The 2,832-nt window shown below is 39.5% G+C and carries 2 protein-coding genes; both read left to right on the top strand.

Annotation, left to right across the window (positions count from 1 at the left end; translation table 11 throughout):
* On the top strand, window positions 1-1,198 hold a 1,198-nt coding region (locus tag PX484_RS19185), incomplete at its 5' end, for a type IIL restriction-modification enzyme MmeI (RefSeq protein WP_288105160.1).
* 467 nt (window positions 1,199-1,665) lie between these two features.
* Entirely contained in the window at window positions 1,666-2,829 is a 1,164-nt protein-coding gene (locus tag PX484_RS19180; RefSeq protein ID WP_287767601.1) for a pyridoxal phosphate-dependent aminotransferase, read from the top strand.
* The last annotated feature ends 3 nt before the right edge of the window (window positions 2,830-2,832 follow it).

Raw genomic sequence — 2,832 nt, 5'->3', positions numbered from 1 at the left:
TATTCAAAATAGTTTAATTCGTTGCGCTTTAGTTAGCACAAATTCTATTTCTCAGGGTGAACAAGTTGGTGTTCTTTGGCAAGAGCTTTATCAAAAATATAAAATAAAAATTCATTTTGCCCATCGAACTTTTAGCTGGAGTAATGAAGCAAAAGGAAACGCCGCAGTTCATTGTGTTATTATTGGTTTTGGGCTAGAAGATATTGACAATAAACGTATTTTTGATTATGCTGATATTAAAGGTGAACCAACAGAAAGAAAAGTTAAAAATATTAATCCTTACCTAGTTGAGGGTAGTGACTTAGTAATTTTAAGTAGAAGAAAAACCATTTCATCTGTTCCAGAAATAAACTTTGGAAGTATGCCAAATGATGGTGGTCATCTTATTCTTTCACAATCTGAAAAAGAAGAATTAGTTAAGAATGAACCTGATTCTGAAAAATGGATAAAGCCCCTATTAAGTGCAAAAGAATTTTTAAATAATGAGGATCGTTATTGTCTATGGTTGACTAATATTCAACCACAAGAATTAAAAAAATCAAAAATAATTGCATCGAGAGTTGAGCAAGTAAAATTAACTAGAGAGAAAAGCAACCGAGAGTCAACTAGAAAGCTCTCTAATTTTCCTACTTTATTCGGAGAAAATAGACAGCCAAAAACTAGCTATATTCTAATACCGCGTCATTCTTCAGAGAATAGAAAATATATTCCATTTGGTTTCTTTAGTCCAGATTATATTGCTAGTGATAGTTGTCTCTTTGTTGCAAATGCTGATTTATATTTATTTGGTATTCTTACTTCAGCAATGCACATGACATGGGTTAAATATGTTTGCGGAAGATTAAAAAGCGATTATCGCTACTCAAAAGATATTGTTTATAATAACTACCCCTTTCCAGAAAATATCACCGACAAACAAAAACAAACCGTTGAAACTTGCGCTCAAACTGTGCTAGATACAAGGGTAAAATATCCCGATAGTAGCCTTGCGGATTTATACGATCCTTTAACCATGCCTCCCGACTTGCTCAAAGCTCACCAAAAACTTGACAAAGCCGTTGATTTGTGTTATCGTCCCCAACCTTTCACCAGTGAATTAAACCGTATTGAATACCTCTTTGAACTCTACGAAAAATTAACCGCTCCCCTACTCCCTACCAGCAAACAAAAACCCGCAAAAAGAAAAAATCCTCAATAGACATCTCCAAAAATTATAACCCAGTCACAGCTTGCTTTTAGCTTATGTACTAATTAAGCAGTTCGATAGCTAAAATGTATATCTGTCGTTGCTAATTCAATTTTACTGAAAAAATATGAGGCAATTAAAATAATTTTTATTCGGGTATATTCCTTGACTAGAAAGACTTTTGGTCTTGAGATAATATTATGGAGAGGTCTAATAACGAAGACAGGAGACTCCGAGACTCCGAGGCAGGAGGCAGGAGGCAAAAGGCAGACTTCGGCAGGAGGCAGGAGGCAGCTTTGTTCTCCCCACTCCCCACTTCATAATTCATAATTCATAATTCATAATTCCCACACCCCACACCCATCCCTAAGCGCCGCAATTCCGGAGATTATATAAAAAAACACCCAGAACAATCGAGGTGATGGACAATACTAAAGGTTGTGTAGGTCATCAGAAAAGCCCTGTCAGGGTAAAATACTATGAAACTAGCGTCACGAGTCAATCAAGTCACCCCCTCCCTTACCCTAGCTATCGACTCTCTGGCCAAGGAAATGAAGAAAAACGGCGAAGATGTCTGTAGTTTTAGCGCCGGGGAGCCAGATTTCGACACACCCATTCACATCAAAGCTGCCGCGAAAAAGGCCCTCGATGAGGGAAAAACTCGCTATGGACCGGCTGCCGGAGAACCGGGGTTAAGAAAAGCCATCGCTGAGAAATTGCTGCGGGATAATCAACTAGCATACAATGCCGATAATATCATCGTTACCAATGGGGGTAAACAGTCTCTCTATAATCTAATCATGGCGTTAATTGAAGCGGGGGACGAAGTAATTATTCCCGCACCCTACTGGTTGAGTTATCCTGAAATGGTGACGTTAGCGGGAGGAACATCGGTTATAGTGAACACTAGCCTAGAGAATCACTATAAAATCACCCCCGAACAGCTAGAAGCGGCAATTACACCGAAAACTAAATTATTTGTTCTCAATTCTCCCTCTAATCCTACCGGTATTGTCTATACTCCCGAAGAAATCGCAGCTTTAGCAAAAATTGTGGTTGAAAAGGATATTTTAGTGGTTTCCGATGAAATTTACGAGAAAATCCTCTACGATGGCGCAATTCACCGCAGTATCGCTTCTTTTGGTCCAGAAATCTTTCAGCGCAGTATTGTTAGTAATGGTTTTGCTAAAGCTTTCTCGATGACGGGGTGGCGCGTCGGTTACATAGCAGGACCGGTGGAAATTGTCGAGGCCATGACTAATATCCAAGGTCATAGTACCTCTAATGTCTGCACTTTTGCCCAATACGGTGCGATCGCTGCTTTAGAGAGTCCCCAAGATTGCATCGAGGAAATGGTCAAAGCTTTTAGCGAGCGCCGACAGTATATTTTAGAACGAGTGCGAGCAATCCCCGGACTCAATTGTCCTACTCCCAACGGTGCTTTTTATGTGTTTATCGATATTAGTCAAACTGGTTTAAAATCCCGGGATTTTTGTCAGAAACTGCTCGAAACCCAAAAAGTAGCCGCTATCCCCGGTATTGCTTTCGGTGCTGATGATTGTATTCGTCTTTCCTATGCTACAGACCTAAAGACGATTGAAAAAGGATTCGATCGCATTGATAAGTTTATCGGCACTTTGTAGGAT

Origin of the sequence: Microcystis sp. M49636_WE2 (assembly GCF_030065375.1) — a bacterium.
Taxonomy (GTDB): Bacteria; Cyanobacteriota; Cyanobacteriia; order Cyanobacteriales; family Microcystaceae; genus Microcystis; species Microcystis aeruginosa_C.
This window is presented reverse-complemented; position numbering and strand designations above follow the sequence as displayed.